Origin of the sequence: Endozoicomonas sp. ALE010, assembly GCF_049310165.1 — a bacterium.
In the GTDB taxonomy this organism is placed as follows: Bacteria; Pseudomonadota; Gammaproteobacteria; order Pseudomonadales; family Endozoicomonadaceae; genus Endozoicomonas.
The window spans coordinates 20,272-36,219 of the sequence record NZ_JBLYNV010000055.1 but is presented as its reverse complement, the minus strand read 5'-3'; the positions used below and the strand labels follow the sequence as shown (position 1 = coordinate 36,219).

15 protein-coding genes are annotated in these 15,948 nt (G+C 49.3%); 7 read left to right on the top strand and 8 right to left on the bottom strand.

Translation table 11 applies throughout. From position 1 onward, the window contains the following. Window positions 1-386: 386 nt before the first annotated feature. Window positions 387-1,385: a hypothetical protein gene (locus ACO6UY_RS19030; protein ID WP_422490895.1), complete on the top strand. Its 999-nt coding sequence runs from the start codon at window positions 387-389 to the stop codon at window positions 1,383-1,385. Window positions 1,386-1,722: 337 nt separating this feature from the next. Then, complete coding sequence (locus ACO6UY_RS19025; protein WP_422448571.1) at window positions 1,723-2,283, top strand: Smr/MutS family protein; 561 nt, start codon at window positions 1,723-1,725, stop codon at window positions 2,281-2,283. 4 nt (window positions 2,284-2,287) lie between these two features. Here the strand turns inward: ACO6UY_RS19025 and ACO6UY_RS19020 are convergent, their stop codons facing one another. After that, complete coding sequence (locus ACO6UY_RS19020; RefSeq protein ID WP_422490893.1) at window positions 2,288-3,883, bottom strand: amidase family protein; 1,596 nt, start codon at window positions 3,881-3,883, stop codon at window positions 2,288-2,290. Between the two features lie 599 nt (window positions 3,884-4,482). Next, on the bottom strand, window positions 4,483-5,328 hold the full coding sequence (locus tag ACO6UY_RS19015) for an acyl-CoA thioesterase (protein ID WP_422490891.1): 846 nt from the start codon (window positions 5,326-5,328) through the stop codon (window positions 4,483-4,485). A gap of 224 nt (window positions 5,329-5,552) precedes the next feature. Between ACO6UY_RS19015 and ACO6UY_RS19010 the strand changes: the two genes are divergently transcribed. Further along, window positions 5,553-7,241: a hypothetical protein gene (locus ACO6UY_RS19010; RefSeq protein ID WP_422490889.1), complete on the top strand. Its 1,689-nt coding sequence runs from the start codon at window positions 5,553-5,555 to the stop codon at window positions 7,239-7,241. Between the two features lie 331 nt (window positions 7,242-7,572). Here the strand turns inward: ACO6UY_RS19010 and ACO6UY_RS19005 are convergent, their stop codons facing one another. Further along, a complete protein-coding gene (locus ACO6UY_RS19005; RefSeq protein ID WP_422448579.1) occupies window positions 7,573-7,806 on the bottom strand; it encodes a hypothetical protein in 234 nt (77 codons plus the stop codon). 87 nt (window positions 7,807-7,893) lie between these two features. Here ACO6UY_RS19005 and ACO6UY_RS19000 point away from each other — a divergent pair, with 87 nt between their 5' ends. After that, window positions 7,894-10,356 carry a hypothetical protein gene (locus ACO6UY_RS19000; RefSeq protein WP_422462746.1) on the top strand — a complete coding sequence of 821 codons (2,463 nt, stop codon included), beginning with the start codon at window positions 7,894-7,896 and terminating at the stop codon, window positions 10,354-10,356. Window positions 10,357-10,434: 78 nt separating this feature from the next. Next, on the top strand, window positions 10,435-11,517 hold the full coding sequence (locus ACO6UY_RS18995) for an ankyrin repeat domain-containing protein (RefSeq protein WP_422448583.1): 1,083 nt from the start codon (window positions 10,435-10,437) through the stop codon (window positions 11,515-11,517). Window positions 11,518-11,578: 61 nt separating this feature from the next. On the opposite strand, the gene ACO6UY_RS18990 is transcribed toward ACO6UY_RS18995, so the two are convergent. Both ACO6UY_RS18990 and ACO6UY_RS18985 read right to left on the bottom strand, forming a co-directional pair. Further along, on the bottom strand, window positions 11,579-11,893 hold the full coding sequence (locus tag ACO6UY_RS18990; RefSeq protein WP_422462750.1) for a DUF4286 family protein: 315 nt from the start codon (window positions 11,891-11,893) through the stop codon (window positions 11,579-11,581). 71 nt (window positions 11,894-11,964) lie between these two features. Next, the gene (locus ACO6UY_RS18985; protein WP_209203402.1) at window positions 11,965-12,603 is read right to left on the bottom strand and encodes an O-methyltransferase; all 639 of its coding nucleotides are present in this window, start codon (window positions 12,601-12,603) and stop codon (window positions 11,965-11,967) included. A 129-nt stretch (window positions 12,604-12,732) separates the two neighbouring features. Between ACO6UY_RS18985 and ACO6UY_RS18980 the strand changes: the two genes are divergently transcribed. After that, window positions 12,733-13,011: a SelT/SelW/SelH family protein gene (locus ACO6UY_RS18980; RefSeq protein WP_163373176.1), complete on the top strand. Its 279-nt coding sequence runs from the start codon at window positions 12,733-12,735 to the stop codon at window positions 13,009-13,011. 49 nt (window positions 13,012-13,060) lie between these two features. Here ACO6UY_RS18980 and ACO6UY_RS18975 read toward each other — a convergent pair whose 3' ends face one another. Genes ACO6UY_RS18975 through ACO6UY_RS18965 form a run of 3 tightly spaced genes read right to left on the bottom strand, consistent with a single transcriptional unit; the run spans window position 13,061 to window position 14,626 of the window. Beyond that, window positions 13,061-13,726: a TIGR04211 family SH3 domain-containing protein gene (locus tag ACO6UY_RS18975; RefSeq protein ID WP_422467928.1), complete on the bottom strand. Its 666-nt coding sequence runs from the start codon at window positions 13,724-13,726 to the stop codon at window positions 13,061-13,063. 24 nt (window positions 13,727-13,750) lie between these two features. Continuing rightward, a complete protein-coding gene (locus ACO6UY_RS18970) occupies window positions 13,751-14,050 on the bottom strand; it encodes a YciI family protein (RefSeq protein ID WP_209203405.1) in 300 nt (99 codons plus the stop codon). Beyond that, window positions 14,051-14,626 (bottom strand): septation protein A, encoded by a 576-nt coding sequence (locus tag ACO6UY_RS18965; RefSeq protein ID WP_422448590.1) that lies wholly within the window; start codon window positions 14,624-14,626, stop codon window positions 14,051-14,053. Window positions 14,627-14,927: 301 nt separating this feature from the next. Between ACO6UY_RS18965 and ACO6UY_RS18960 the strand changes: the two genes are divergently transcribed. Then, a complete protein-coding gene (locus ACO6UY_RS18960) occupies window positions 14,928-15,818 on the top strand; it encodes a PHP domain-containing protein (protein WP_422448592.1) in 891 nt (296 codons plus the stop codon). The last annotated feature ends 130 nt before the right edge of the window (window positions 15,819-15,948 follow it).

The window sequence follows — 15,948 nt, the reverse complement described above, 5'->3', positions numbered from 1 at the left end:
TGGAGCAGCTTCTACCCTGGGCAGTGAAGGCATCTCAAGAATAAGCCGATCCGGCGGGGTTGGCTATTACGCTGGTTAAATTGGCGTTTACGTTTCTGTACTTAATATGGGGAACCTGGAGATATTCTGTCATGACAATACACGCCATGACTGCCAGAACTTGATGACTATAAAGTCAGGAAATATCCATTTGAAAGTACAACATTTGCCGAAATAAAAAAATTTTTATGCGTTCTAATCTGTTGAACTTTTATAAGATTTCTAACGTTGAAATCTATCAATACGACGGTGAATATATAAACGTCGTGGCAAGCTGGCTGGTGTAACGGAGAAACTTTAATACAAAAGAGTGGTCTTAATCTGTAATTCAATAGTTCAATAGTTCAATGAATAGACTTAACTTAGAGTCAACGTTCGTTTCTGTTGATTCCTGTCTACAGGATTCTGCAGAGACACCTTTTATACCACCTTGTTGTGTTACCAGTTTACAGCCAAGGATGGTCGGCTATTATACGCAGATACTGGGTCCATACCGTCACGGATATTTAAATGAGGTAGTAATAAGTCAGAACACACCATCTTCTCCACGTTCGATTAATGATTTTTCAATTTCTCTTTTACCACCCACTGCAAGCGAATTAGTGCCTCCTGAATTATCACCAGAAAACCTTGATGAAATTTCAGGTTGTGACTCAGCCAGTGAATCTGTTGATAATGATTTTGCATCCACAGATTTAACCTCAACAAACTCTCAACAAATAGCTCAGCAATTCCCCCGGGAAAGTTTGTTAGCTGATCTTTCTCAGCCATCATCACGTCCAATTGCTGTTGCTGGTCCGTTGAATAAAGACACACAAAAGAAAGCCATAACGAAAATTATTGAGTTTAAAGCACCTGAATTGTCCGGTTCTGGTGAACCCCTACACCCCACACCCGCAGCAGCCCACGATCAGTCCAAGAAAGGGAAGGCTTCAGAACAGTCCGAGCAACGGAAGGCTTATCAGAAAGCTTACCGTAAGTCCGAGAAGTATAAGGCTACCCAAAAAGCTTACAGACTGTCCGAGAAAGGGAAGGCTACCAAACGAACTTACAGTCAGTCCGAGAAAGGGAAAGCTGCCAGACGAGCTTACGAACAGTCCGAGAAAGGGAAGGCTGCCAAACGAGCTTGGGCACAGTCAGAGAAAGGGAAGGCTTATGGACAGTCCGAGAAAGGGAAGGCTGCCAAACGGGCCTGGGCACAGTCCGAAATAGGGAAGGCTTACCAGAAGGCTTACCAGAAGGCTTACCAAAAGGCCTTCAAGATTTTCGGTGATGTAGAACAAGCAAAAGTCGCTGGTAAGCAAGCTGCAACCTTTATAATAGAATCAAATAAAGCAAAAAAATAAAATTTGGTTTCAACTTGAATTCAAGTCCATTTAGAAATCTCTTACTAGCAGGACTTGTTGCGCTCGTTGCTTTTTATTTCAACTGTGCGACGGTATCCCGCCGTGCCGGTTTTCGTATTTTGGGCAATCAAGGCACGCCATCCAATCAAATGGCTGTCAAGATAAGGTTCATTGTTATTTGTGCTAACTTCAATAGTCCGATAATTCAATGAGTCACTTTAACAAAACATCTCAACCAGAAACTACTCTCAAGTGGTTTGATGATACTGGCACAATTAGTACAATACCTTTCCGGTTAACTGTTAACCACCGTACTCAGCGATAAGTAGCCATTTTTATGCCAGAGCGAGATGACGAGCAAAGCTTTCAGGAAGCCATGAGGGATGTACAACCATTGGTTGGCAAAAAAGGCAACAAGACGCATTCTGGCATCCATCGCAAGACGAATTCAGATATTCCACAAAGCACTCTAAGGGCTCGCCGCAAGGCTGCCGAGCTGGACAAGCCATCCTCTGGTGCTGCACTCTCTGACGCCTGGATTGAGCCTGTCGATCCTGAACAGTTTATTGAATACTCTCAGCCCGGAATCCAGACCACAAGGCTCAGGCAACTGCGTCAGGGGACGATCCCGGTTCAGTTTCAAGTGGATCTGCATGGCTATAAGATTGATGAAGCCAGAGATCTTATCCATGAGTTCATTCAGGTTTCCCGCTACCGTGGGCTGACCTGTGTACGCATCATTCATGGTAAGTCTCACCGCAGCAAAGAACGACAATCGACGTTAAAGAGCCATACCAATCACTGGTTAAAACAGATACCGGATGTTCTGGCATTTTGTTCTGCCCCGCCTTCCGAAGGTGGCACCGGTTCTGTTCTGGTTCTGCTGAAGAGGAAATAAACCGCTAACTTTCCCGGTGCAGATAGTCACCAAAATAGATGGCCGGTTTTTTCATTCTCAGCTCATTACGTTCCCGGGTTACATTTTCAAACTCTTTTGCCAACGGCATAAAATGGTAAAGGTTGCAGTCATCTTCCGAAGTACTCATCAGGGTTAGTCCGACAGGCATACCATGAACTTTATCATGGCCAACAGGCAGAGTAATTGCAGGCACATCAAGCAAGTTGGCCAGACTGGTGAGCTGACTCAACTGCAATGAACTCCGTAAGTCAGCCATACCGTATTGTTTTTCGCCCCTGATAATATCTCTGCTCACTTCGGGAATCGTGGGCATCAGAATAACGTCAACGCCTCGATCTTTGAGTGATTTAAGGTGCTGTTTGAATTGCGCACGGTTTTCTCTGGCAACGCGCTTCATCCGATCAGTAAACGATTTGGCCAAATTCATATTCAGCTTGAGTTCCGGATCGGCCTGGTTCCGTTGATCATCCGATAACGCGGTTGAATTAAAGGCTTGCAGTTCTTCAGAGCCAAAAAGTACCACATGGGACAGGGCCAGTGCCCTGGCATTCCCGGGAGAGTTCTCAAGATCCATAAGGTGGACTTCCTGCACATTTCTGGCCTTGCCATATTTACTCTGCCAGCAGCCAATGGCCTGCTGGCATTTTTCTGCAACGGCCGGATTGGCAATGCCCATGGCATCCAGATCAATCGCCACACCCAGCTTCTGGTAGTCCAAACAGCGTTTATCTGGTCTGACACTGCTGGACGCCAGAAACGCCTTTGCAATATCGCCCACCTTAAGTCCTAAAATTCCTGACTCTACCATTGACTCCGGGTTATCTTTATAGGCTCCCCCTGTCTGATCAAGAAACGATTCAGCACGACTTTCTTCCTTGCCACACTTCCCCCCGACAATGCCCGTTGCTGCCGCGGGTATGCGGACAGAACCACCACCATCACTGCCGATGGCAATGGGCAACAGACCACTGCTGACCGCAACGGCACCACCAGAAGTGGAACCACCGGGAATTTTAGGTCGGCCATTTTTCCCCAGATAGGTATTAGCCAAAGGACCATCTTTGGGATTGATACCACTGGCACCGGCACCCAGTGCATGCTGGGTGTTGGTTTGCAGCAGGCAAAATTCATCAGAAGCACCAAGCATATCGAGAAACCTTGTGGTTACCGTTTGCTTAACACCATTCCCTTTCATTCCATGGGTTGCTGTCATCCCCTTTAAGTGAAATTCAGCCTTGACCGAAACGGGTATTTTATTATGTTGGAAATCAGCGGCTTGCAACGGCTGCTCAAAAATACCCTGTTCGCTGATACACCCTCTCTCTGACTCTGATAGTTGATCTGATTGGCAGGCTTTTTTAATAGCATCTGACATATTCTCAGCATTAACGCCACACCAGTCAGACAGTGGCTTATCCAGATGGCTATCAGGCTCCCGGTCAGGCTTGATTTCAGATAACAATTGCAGATATTCATTGTCGTTTATTGTCTCTTCATCACCAGCGGCCCGAGACGTAACAGCACTATCCGAACTCGCCTGGTTTATCCTCTGATCACTGAACGTCACTCTTTCGGGCATTGAATTCGATAATCCGGAAATAAACCGCATAATCGGTGTAACGATTTCAAAACGGGACATTCGTTCAAGAACATATTTCAGAAAAGGCCCTTTGTTCATGCGGCCCGAAGGAACCAGATTCTCAGCCCGGCATTGAGGGTATTGTTTAATTATACGATGGCAGAAGAACCCGGAGTCATTAGCCTTTGATTGTGAACAGAACTCACATGCAAGAGCTGCTGACTTCGATGCTGATAGTGCAGTTGACGCATCCATTTTGACCCCATCTTCTATATGTCTGCTTAAGTATCTATGTGTGTGCTATCCCTGAAGTGAATAAGTATGAAATAACTGTCATGTGAATGAAGCCACACATGATGAAAACTGAACCGTCGCTCCCAGCGTTGCACCCAATCAGTCTGTCTTCTGATAAAACGAATACAATAACGATGCGGGTTAAACAGGGAACTTGTCTGTTCCAGTCCACTGACCAGACCGGGCAACAGTCCAGCCTGTATACCAAAAATTTTTTCGCCAAAGTTCGGACAATGAACAGTAACATTAGTTCATTGCCAATATCCCAGATTTTGCCCTGTGAACTTTGAAAAAGTTCGATGAAGTTAGCTACTTGCTATCCCGCCCGCTTCAATTGTCTGAATATGGGCTTTCACTTCCTCTGGAATACTGGTCTTGCGATTGGTCAAAAAGTTAAACATAACGCCCGTTGCGGTACCGGTTGTGGTCACTTTGTTCAGGCTTTTACTGAAAATCGCATACTCCATGGTAAAACGGTCTTCCTGCACATCACGAACTCTTGAGCCCACCAGCAAGGTGTCTGGATAGGTAACCGGAACCTTGTAAAAGCATTGGGTATGACTGATCACCGGGCCAATACCACTGCCTTTCGCTTTTTCCATCATCTGCATTTTGCCGAAATAATCGATCCGGGCTGATTCAAAATAACGGAAATACACGACATTATTGACATGCTGAAGGGCATCCATATCCCCCCAGGCTACGGGTATCTCAGTGATAACGGTATAGTCTTCCAGCAGGTGCTCCACAGTAATTACTCCTTTTTTCTTTCTATTATTGTGTGCATTTAACAGGAATGCGCGTGCAACCATAAAGGGAATTCGGGTAATTAACAACAGATCGGTAACCTTCTGCTCGGTGCCTACACGCCAGGTCTCACCTGGATGGGCTGTAAAACCGGCCTTTCTACTCACCTTCTCTCTGAATACGCTTTTGATAAGGTGTGCCGCCAGGCTTCGGTCATCCTCTCTATCCGTCGAGGTAAGTTGATTGCCAGCACCGGGCCAGGCTCTATTACTCTGGCCAGTCCAGGGATATTGACCTGAGCAGGTCGATTTAGGAATTGTTACGAAATCATTTCCACATTTTGAACTCGATCTCCGTTCATCCTGAGTGCTGAGCTTGTCGAAGTATCGAAGGGTGATTGGCACAATACATGAGGCCGGAGTTCACGCCCTTCGACAGCCTCAGGACGAACGTAGTTTTGAAACCCAGAAGTGTGGTCATTATTTCAGAACAGCTCCTTAACCGGTCCCCTGCTCCCCATATTCCGGGGAGCAGCCGCTTTTTTCGCGCCATTTGCAACCCTTTCCCCATTTATCTGTCTATATTGTCTGAGGCTTCATGAAACGCTGGATTCACTGAGGAAGTACCGATGGCAATAACAAGATGGCTGATTTTCACTCTCCTTTGCGGGATAACCGCGCTCGCCGCCGCTTATCCTGAAGCTGACCAACAGGGCGCTGTTTATAAAGGGCTGCAGGATGTCCATACCATCGCAGAAATGCAGGGAATCAACCCCCGGGATACAACGGTCCGATGGGAAATCGGCGACAATAATCTGCAGGAGTGGCTGCTCGCTCCCTGGAACAAACTGAAAGTGGACGAAGCCCTTGCCGTTTACCAACAGCAGTACGGCTCTATCACCCAGACGGCTGCCAGAGTGGTCATTGGTGCCATCAGCAATAATTTTGATGCCTCTGGCCATCTGATTACCGAAGCTGAACGCCAGCAGCTGTTAGAGCGGGTTCAGCAGACTCAATATCTTCAGAGGTTTCACCCCAGAGCCCGGGCCATAACCATCGCCGATGCTGATGCGCAGTTTTTCCCCAGTGATGTATTTTTTACCAATAATCTGGCTCAGGCTTCCAATGTTGCCGCTAACCAGAAATCATCCAGTACGCTTATTCTGAGAAATACCCCGGTCTTTGTGCTTGGTCAGTTAACGACTATTGACTCAGCAGGTCTGGAGTCTGCCGAAGATAGCTGGGTAGCCCTGTGGCGTCCGGAGTTTGGCCTCAAGTTCACCAAGGCAAGGCATATCGCTTTTGTCGATGACTCTCTGGCGGGTGAACTTCCCGTTTCATCCCGGGATCCTGATAGCCAACTGAAACTGACCGTCACCAGCCGGGTCAGAAGTCAGGACATAAACCTGCGATTGCCTTTAGGCACCCCGGTATACAGCCTGAGTGGCAGGTACTTTTTCGCAGCGCGAAACCATCAACCTCCGGCATCCCGGCAGATAGAATCGTCAGAGTTACGGCTTTATTCTGCCCAGCTGTCCCCGGAGGAATTATCGGTTGATCCTGCGGGAAAACTGGATAATCAGGTGATACAAGTGCCAATTCCCCTGAGTTACCAGAACTATCTGAACCAGCTGAGTAATACCCTGTTAAAATACCCGTCAGACTATGTTGCGCCGGAACACAATGAGAACCGTTACTTTGCCTTTGGCGAAGGCACCATTGGCCCTGACGGTGAAAGGGGGATGGACGCTTCCACCTTCGTCCTGAAGCTCATTCAGCCTTTTGGCAAATGGCTTCCCAGATATTCCGTTCATCAGGTTGAAGAAGGCATCAAAAACCGTTTGATCATGACCACTCAAAATGCATCCCCGGAGGAAAACTATCAGGCCATGCTGAATCATTGCCAGGTGGGTCATTTTGTCTCCGTGGGACGTGGCAGCAATATGGCCTGTCTGGGCAGTATTACCCTGGATCAGCTGGGACAGCTCAGTGACCAGGCCTATGCGGATGCGGTAACTACCGGAGGGATGACAGATCAGGACCGTGTCCCACTACTGGCACTCAGCACCGTCGGACTGACAACCATAGAGGATGTTATGATCAATAAACCGGCAGGTTCTATGGAATTCCAGGCAACCGGTGAAACGCTGCCGCTGTATCTGGCGGCAAAAACGTCAATGCCCGTCTGGTATATTACTGGTAAGGCGGCAGTCTACCCCGTCTTTAAATCGGGCTATCTGAGCAGCCTTATCCGCGATGGCAGATCACTGACATTTTACCGTTATTTTGAGCCTGTAGGCGCGACACCCGGTGATTGAGCTTCCGGGCACAAACTTCAGGTAGCAAAGGAAGGCGCATTCCTGCCTTCCTGCTGTCTCATTCGGCTGATACATCACATTCCAATGAGTTTGATGAATACAATCTCCGTTCACCCTGAGCGGAATCTGGACGTCATTGATAGAAGGAAACCATCAATGGAACCTATTAATTATTTTGAGGTCAAATTCCGGAATTTCCATTCCATGCTTGAAAGGTTTCATTCTGAGAGCAACAGCACCACCTTTCTACCCTTCGGGATCGATTGATCGACGAGCTGGTTCAAGCGGGACTCCTCACCGCTCCCGAAGTGCATTTAACGGTAAACAAGTATCAAACCATCAGTCTCAGAGAAGTACGACGCCGCTCCATGTCGATAGTAAATGCGTTGAAGATGCCTTTTGGGAAAAACAACCATTTCAGGGTCGTAAAGTCACCTCGGCTGTTGTCCTTAACGCCTATGGGAATGATACAACGTCCCTTCGACCTGGCTTCTTCCTGCAAAAACTGTGCTTGCAGAACATTCTCCATGGCAATAGAAAAGTTACCCCGGATCAGGTCATTCAAGAATTCAACCGTAAACCGGATCGAAATAATAAGTGCAAATTAGCCTTGGCACGCTTTATGCAGCACTGTCTCCATAGGGGCATGCCGGTGAAGGGCCAGAGTGTCACGCCGGATATGGTGGTTAAGTATTTCCCGGATGGTCCGGAAGGCAAACTGGGGTTAGCAAGGTTCAAAGAAGAATGTTGCCTGAGTGGCCTGCCGTTAAATGGCCAGCAGGTCACGACGGAAGCAGTGTTCAGGAATTATCAGGCCATCAGGGCAACACTGGAGCTGGCACGCTTCAAATCGGAATGTTGCCTGAGGGAGTTGTCGTTGCATGGTCGGCGGATCACACCGGAGGCAGTGGTTAGAGGTTGTCAGGCTGCCATGGCAACACTGGAGCTGGCGCACTTTAAGGAACAATGGTGCCTCAGGGGTCTGCTGTTGAATGGCCAGCAAATCGCACCGGATGCAGTGGTTAAGGATTATCAGACCGCCAACGCAACACTGGACCTGGCACGCTTCAAGCAAAAATGTTGCCTGAAGGGCCTGGCGCTGAATGGACAGCCGGTCACACCGGACGAGGTCGTTCAGAGTTACCCGGATAGTCCGGAAGGCAGGCTGGGGATAGCGCGCTTCATAACGGAGTGTTGCCTGCAGAACCTGCCACTGAATGGTTGGGAAGTCACAACAGATATGGTGGCCAGGAATTATCAGGCAGCCAACGCAACATTGGAGCTCGCCCACTTTAAGCAACACTGTTGCCTGATGCGGCTGCCGTTGAATGGTCAGCAGGTCATACCGGATGCAGTGGTTAAGGCTTTCCCGGACAGTCGGGAAGGCCAACTTGGCAAGGCACGCTTTAAAGCAGAATGTTGCCTGAAGCGCCTGGTGTTGAATGGCCAGTTCGTCAATCCGGATGAAGTGTTAAGGGGTTTTCAGGCAGTCAATGCAACACTGGAGCAGGGACGCTTCAAAGCGGAATGTTGCCTGAAGGGCCTGACGTTGAACGGCCAGCAGGTCTCACCGGATGCTGTGGTCAGGGATTATCAGGCAGCCAGGGCAAAACTGGAGCTGGCACGCTTTACAGCGGAATGTTGCCTGAGGGGCCTGACGTTGAATGGCCAGCCCGTCGCACCGGATTCCGTGGTTAAGAATTATCAGGCAGCCAGGGCAATACTGGAGCTGGCGCGCTTTAAGCAACAATGTTGCCTGAAAGGCCTGGCGTTAAATGGCCAGCCGGTCACCCCGGATGAGGTGGTCAGGGATTTCCCGGATAGTCCGGAAGGCAAACTGGGAATCGCGCGTTTTAAGCAATACTGTTACCTGAGGGGCATTGCATTGAATGGTCAGCAGGTTACATCGAATGAGGTGGTCAGGGGTTATCTGGCAGTCAAGGCAACACTGGAGCTGGCACGCTTTAAGGAACAATGCTGCCTGAAGGGGCTGCTATTAAATGGCCAGCAGGTTACCCCGAAAGAGGTGGTTAAGGGGTTTCAGGCAGCCAGAGCGACACTGGAGCTGGCGCGCTTTAAAGCGGAATGTTGCCTGAGGGGCCTGCCATTGGGCGGCCAACAGGTCTCAACGAAAGCGGTGGTCTCTGCTTATCAGGCAGCTTCAGCAGTACTGGAGCTGGCGCGCTTCAAAGAGGAATGTTGTCTGAGAGGCCTGACATTAAATGGCAAGCTGATTACAACGGACGAAGTGGTCAGGGGGTTCCCGGAAAGCCCCGAGGGCAAACTGAGATTAGTGCGCTTTAAGGAAGAATGTTGCCTGAGGGGCCTGACCTTGAATGGTCAGCAGGTCTCATCGGATGCGGTAGTTAAGGGTTATGAGGCAACCGGGGCTGTGCTGGAGCTGGCGCGCTTCAAAGCGCATTGTTGCCTGAAGGGCATGCTGTTGAATGGTCAGCCGGTCACACCGGATGCGGTGGTTAAGGTTTGTGAATGCGGCGGCTGGTTACTTCAAAAAGCCATTTTTTATGCTCAGCTGGCATTGAATGCCAGGGAATTGGACATTACCTGTCCGGATGACCAGGAAGTATTGGCAGCGTTTAATGAAGTCCCCGGTAATCATTCTGCAAGGCAAACCAGGTATCTGATGCTAAGGCTGCAACAATCTCAGCGGGACCATGAAACCGGTGAAGCCCGGAGTTTGCTGCAAGAGGCCTGGCAAATTTTGAACAGCGTATCGGTCAAAGGTGCAGAGGAACTTCGACTGGAATGTGTATTGACATTCATGGCTATGTATTATGGGCTGCCAATCAATCACCAGAAAGTGTCAGCAGAGCAGGTATTGCAATCCATCAAAACCCTGAGAAGTTCAGTTCAGACTTTACGCCTGCATTTCTTCTTCATGGCACACTGCTGCATCACGAAACAACCTGTAGATGGACAGGTAATCCATGAGGAACAGGTTCTGGAGTGTCTGCACAGTTTTTCTAAAGGTAGCAAAATGTCCCATGCTTTAGGCTGCTGGTTTGAACAGTCCGGCCCCGAAGCCAATGTTATGGATGAGATACTGTTGCTTCGGGAAAATACCATAGCCCTCGACAGTGATTGGCAGCTGTGAGCTGAGTGGTCGACCAGCGTCTGACGTGACAACTCTGTTAAGAAGCCAAACCAGAAGAATTTAACCCTGGAGCCTGATATGAATCGTGTTAGAGGTGTCTTTCATCTGCCCCGTGAGACTGTCAACCCGGATCCCGTTCATGAACCTCATGATAAGGTCCCGGCGGTACCTGAATTCACTGAGGCGGCGAGCAGGTTTCTGAATTCGGCAGAGATAGACGAGTTCGTTGGCAACGCCAGGTCCGTTGCGGCCGAGTTGCTTGCTCCCGATGGTTCCCTGGTGGATAGCTGGAACCTGCCCCATCAGCTTAACCCGTTTCATATTGCCTGCCTGGCGAAGAATAACGAGCTGTTGGAAGCCGCGCTTGAAGCCCCTCAATGGTGGAACATGATTGATCAATGCACCGCTGTCATTGATGTGAATGAACTGGCCGTTACTGCGGGTGATAAGAAAATGCCAGTCATGAACGGTGACCCTCCATTGCATTTTGCCCTGTCTAATGGCTGGAATGCCGGGGCTATAAGACTCATTAACGCACTTCTCAGCGCCGGAAAAATTGCCGATACGGTGAATAACACCGGCATTAGTACATTAAGCCTGGCTGCGGCCAGGAGCAACCTTAATGTAGTATCCGAGCTTTGTGATTATCTCTGTCATGAATTTCGCCAACTTTACTCCCAACGCTTTCTGATGCACCGCACAAACAATCAAAGCAATCTGCTGCATCACGCTGCACAGCAGCCAGATCCGGAGGTCTTTGAGTTTCTGCTGAAAGAGCAGCTTGCGGGTACTGGACGATCAACACTGCATCAGCCGGATGAGAGCGGGAAGACTCCGGTTGACCTGATTAAGGATTTATTGCTTGAAAGGCGCAGAATTGCCTTGAATGAAGCTGACAATTCCATGATGGCAGTTTACGCAAAGCGGCGAAAAATTGATTCGCTCCTGGCATTGTCAGACTATAAGAAGCAATTGGATAGCAATGATAGCCTGACGCGGAAATACTTTAAGGATTGCGGCTATCCTGATGGTCCATGGCAAAAGTTTTATATGGAGAATATTCTCGAGGCTGAACAGTTGCAGGCTCAATCCTCCTGGAATTCCAGCTGGTCAACCCCCGGGACATCTGCTCTGATTTCTGAGCAGCCTATGAGCCACTAATCCAAAAAACGGTCCAGAAATAACTAACCTGATTTTCTCTGCCCGGCCCCGGGTTTGACGATCAGTCGTCTTCCTTTAATACACGACGATATGCTGTGAACTGATGACCAAACGTGTCAATGCCCTCCTGGCGAAATGCAGGAGCAAGGTTTGCCAGGTAGTGATCCAGCGCATCCTGCCCGGACACTCGATAGCGAATGGAAAAACCGGTTGAATAAGGTCGTGCTGTCAGCTGATCATCTACCGTCAGCTTCAGTATCTCCGCACTGTGAAACCCTTCGGCCTTCAGCACAGCATCAACATGTGGCTTTAGCCAGGCCCTGAACTCATCCACAATTTCATTATCCACCAGACAATTGACTTCATAGATAATCATGAACGCCCCCTTCTTAAATACTCATTTGCGAGTAATGGATAATAGTGGATAAATGGCAGAAAGGCAGAAGGTCAGACTTTTCGCACAATATTTAAACCATGCCGGATGGGCAGCAGCACACTCTCAAGGTTTGGGTGCTGATAAATGTAACGATTCAGATCGGCAATCACCTGATCACGCTCCTCCTGAGGGTCAAGCACCTTCCCTTTCCAGAGGGCATCATCAATCACCACAAGCCCGTGAGGGTTCAGCATGGGCAGTACCAGCTCCAGATAATCGCGGTACTTCTTCTTGTCTGCATCAAGAAACACCAGGTCCAGTTTTTCCGCTGTTAATTCCGGGATCGTATCCAGCGCCCTGCCAAAGAGCACTTTGACTTTATGACCATGGGGAGACCGGTCAAAAAACTCCTGACCAATGGCAATGGACCGTGGGTTGGTTTCACAGGCATACACCACGCCATCATCGGGCAAACCTTCTGCCATGGATAGCGCTGCGTAGCCGGTAAACATACCAATTTCCAGCACGGTTTTACTGCGGCTGATCTTAACCAGCATTTTCAGGGTCTGCCCTACCAGCCGACCGGAGAGGTTAACGGGGTAACGGGTTCTGTCCACCGTGGCCTGAGCCAGCTCGGCCAGAAGCGGAGACTCACCGGACGTCATCGTCTGGCAATAGTTTTCTATTGCTGGATCAACCATCCAATCCATGCACTGTACCTTTCTTGATAAAAGAACCTTAATAAAAGAACCTTGATAAAAAGGGCACTCTCCATGAAGATGAGGCCACAATTTATCAAGCGTTGAAAAAAACAGCGGCGAATTTTAAGCGAGGGAGCCATGACAGAAAAGCCCGTTATTGAGATAGAGTACTGCAGTCAATGCCAATGGCTGTTGCGTTCTGCCTGGCTGGCACAGGAGCTGCTAAGTACCTTTAGTACTGATATAGGGGAAGTTCGGCTAAAGCCGGGAACAGGGGGCATCTTCATCATCAGGCTCAATGGCGAAGAGATCTGGGAACGGAAAAAGAACGGTGGATTTCCTCAACCCAAGGAAATCAAACAGAAAGTCAGGGACGTGATTGCCCCTGAAAGAGATCTTGGCCACAACGACCGTTGAGGGAGGTCAGATTCATCTAACCTCACCTCTGGAAACTCTAAGATAAACCCTAAACCCAGGCGCTCTCTTTCTTGCGGATTTTCAACATCGGCAGGAACAAACCAAGCAGAATACCCAGCAGTATTGTACCACCACCAAAGAGATACCAGCGCAGGCTGGTGTCTCTGAGCAGCTGACGGTTTTCCGCCTGCAGCACCTGCAACTGGTTCTTCAGCCGTTCGTTTTCCTCAACCAGCTGCTGGTTACGACGATCTATCGCCAGGGGCTCAGCAGAAATATCCTGAAGTCGTTTCAGCTCCACCTGCTGGCGATCCAGTTTATTATCCGCCTTGTTGAGTTCGGAGGTTACCTCTTGCAGCTGACCATCCCGTTCAATCAGGCGTTTTTCCAGCGCTTTATTGTCCGCCGCCATTTTTCTGGCCCGATCCAGGGCCGCGGGTAACTGGCGAAAAGCCGGTGGGTTGGTCATCAGGTATTGTGTCGGTACATAACCTTCCTGATCACCGTATTTCACTTTACTGAAGCCCTTGCCGGAATTTTCTTCCAGCAGTACCAGCGAAGTGCCGGTCTTCAGTCCACGGTGCAGAATCCGGTATTCATTACCGGGTCCGCTGCGCATGGGCACATAGGTAATATCAGTGATATATCGTGTCTCTGCACAGACCTGCCCGATCCATAACAACCCGAACAGAACAGCCAGCCAATGTTTTTGCATTTTCACAGGTATCAGCATCTCAAATCACGGCAGAACTTTTTTAAATGGCTTAACGATAACCTGTCGATAAACGCCAGCCTCAATATAGGGATCTGCATCTGCCCAGGCCTGGGCTTCGGTTAAGCTGGCAAATTCGGCAACCACCAGACTCCCGGTAAAACCAGCCTCTCCCGGATCATTGCTGTCTATGGCAGGACAGGGACCGGCCAGCACCAGCTGCCCTTTATCCTTTAATTGCTGAAGCCGCTCAAGGTGTGCGGGGCGCGCCTTCATTCGCAAGGGCAGGCTATTATCGACATCTTCACTGAAAATAGCGTAGAGCATTTATTTCTCCTCAGTCTGAATATGTTTTGAAATCACCAGAAACTGACCAATCACAAACAGGAATGTCAAAATAAGGCTGCCAAACACTTTGAAGTCCACCCAGATATCGTGGAAGGTAAACGCCACAAAAAGGTTGGCCGCCCCCAGAAGAATAAAAAATACCACCCAGCTGATGTTCATCTTGAGCCAGATATTGTCCGGCAGTGTCAGGGCGTGTCCCATCATCCGCTCCAGCAGGGTCTTTTCACCAATAAACTGACTGCCCAGAAAAGCAACCGCAAAGATCCAGTTGACGATTGGGGTTTTCCACTTCAAAAAAGCTTCATCGTGAAACGTCAGTGTCATGCCCCCAAACAGCATAACCGCCGCGAGCGTAACCACATGGCTTTTTTCCAGCGCACGGTTTTTCAGATACAGGCTGCCGTACACCAGAACGGAAGCAACCATCAGCACCAGAGTTGCGCTGAACGGTCCACCCAGTTCAAAGTCATTTGCCCCCAGACTGACCGTTCTCGGGTCCATTTTATAGACGACAAAGAAAAGAATCAGAGGAATAAAGTCAATTATTTGCTTCATATTTGGCCAATCAGAGTAGAATAGGAGGCACCAATCAGGAGGCTGTCCGAGAATAGCGCCCGTAGCGAGGACGGCAGAAAATTGAGGATAAAAATTCGGTTTTGTGAGGTGAATAGCGGGGCTATTTGCCGAACAAAAGCGGATTTTTAGACCAATTTGCTGCCGCCACAGTAGGGCAGTCTATTCTCGGACAGCCTCCTAGTCACCCCGTTAGTAAATAACGGTCAGGGAGTTTGAGCCTGCTGGCAATAACAGTCAAACTACATAATAAACTAATTGAATTTCAGGGTAAGAGGCAATTTTGATTTCCATTGATTTACACAGCCACACCACCGCTTCTGATGGAACTCTTGACCCAGTTGAACTCTACCTCCGGGCTCAGGAACGACAGGTCCATACCCTGGCCATTACCGATCATGACACCGTTGCTGCCCATTACTTCCTCAGAGACCACCAGCCTGAGGGGGATATTCGATTAATCACCGGCATTGAGCTCTCCACTACCTGGTCGGGTGCTGAAATTCATATTGTCGGTTTGAATTTCTCCCTTGATCACCAGGACCTGGAGCTGGTCATAAAAGCCCAGGGCGAGTCCCGCAGAAAACGCTCACATCATATTGCCGAACGGCTGGCCCGCCGTTTGCCAGAATGGAATGCCGATCAGATTTTCCGCAAAGTCCTTGAGGTTGCGGTTGAACAACAGCAAAACAGCCATCATGGCTTTATGCTGAAACCGGACGACGTGCAGATTGGGCGGCCACACTTTGCCCGCTGGCTGATCAGTGAAGCACGATGCCATGATATGGATGCTGCGTTTCGCAAGTACCTCGATAACAGCAAAATTGGCAACCTTAAAGCCTTCTGGCCAAAGATGAGTCAGGGCGTTGCCTGGATCCGGGCACTGGGAGGAACGGCCGTTCTTGCCCACCCCGGAAAATACCGGATGACCGCCACCAGACTCCGGGCTCTGATCAAAGACTTTACCCTGGCAGGCGGGCACGCCATGGAGGTTCAAGGCTCTAACCACCCACACAGTCAGGTAGAGCAAATGGCACGCTATTGCCGGGAGTTTAACCTGATGGCATCACAGGGCAGCGATTTTCATAACCCGGACTACCCGTGGGTTGATATTGGTCGACTGCCTCCCTCTCTCCCTGCCAACCTGAAACCGGTTTGGGATATCTGGACATAGCACCTGCTGTGGCCGGGGAAGAAGGTGAAATCATTACCGTGTTGTCTGGGTAACACCCGTGAGTAATCACAAACAGAAATGTGAGCCCCACTGGCCAGCTCTTCTTTCCTGCTGACCTCAGTGTTATGAT